This window comes from Neobacillus paridis (genome assembly GCF_016765675.1).
GTDB lineage: Bacteria > Bacillota > Bacilli > Bacillales > Cytobacillaceae > Neobacillus > Neobacillus paridis.
This window is the reverse complement of the sequence record NZ_JAESWB010000386.1, coordinates 1-560: the sequence shown is the minus strand read 5'-3', so window position 1 is coordinate 560 and position 560 is coordinate 1. Positions and strand designations below refer to the sequence as shown.

The window sequence follows — 560 nt, the reverse complement described above, 5'->3', positions numbered from 1 at the left end:
CGTGTCAGCGACTGCATCAGGCCCAGCGTGCCGCTGAATGGTCCCAGCATATAGGTCAGCACCGAACTGCCGATCAAGGTCACCGCCAGCAGATTGACATCGATGCCCAGCACGTCAGGCTTCAGCGATTCGCCCAGAAGCGCGATCGCCACCAGTGGATGCACGCCCAGCATCGCAACGGCAAGCGCCATGAAGGGCATGGAAATCAGGAACAGCCGGGTGCCCAGCGCATCGTGCAGCGCGAGGAAAGCCTCGTTGACCGCATGATCGGCGCCGGAAAGATGCATGGCGCTGACAAAGAAGCCCGCGGCCAGGAAGATGGCGAACTGGTCTGCCATGCGCGGCAGGCGCGATGCCATCTGCAGCCTTGCCGCGCGCAGGAAGTCGCGGCCACGGCCCAGGGCCATGCTCCAGGCCAGCGCAAACGGAATTGCCACCAGCGTCACCACGGTGAGCATGCCTATGCGCAGCAGGCGGTCCAGCACGCCAATGGTGGCCACCATCAGCATGATGGCCAGCAGCATCTGCCCGAGATGGCGCAGGGCCGGCCGCCATGGTGG

The 560-nt window shown here is 64.8% G+C and carries 1 pseudogene; it reads right to left on the bottom strand.

Annotated elements, in window-relative coordinates:
• A pseudogene (locus JK635_RS29300) lies at nucleotides 1–560 on the bottom strand (hypothetical protein); the annotation flags it as partial.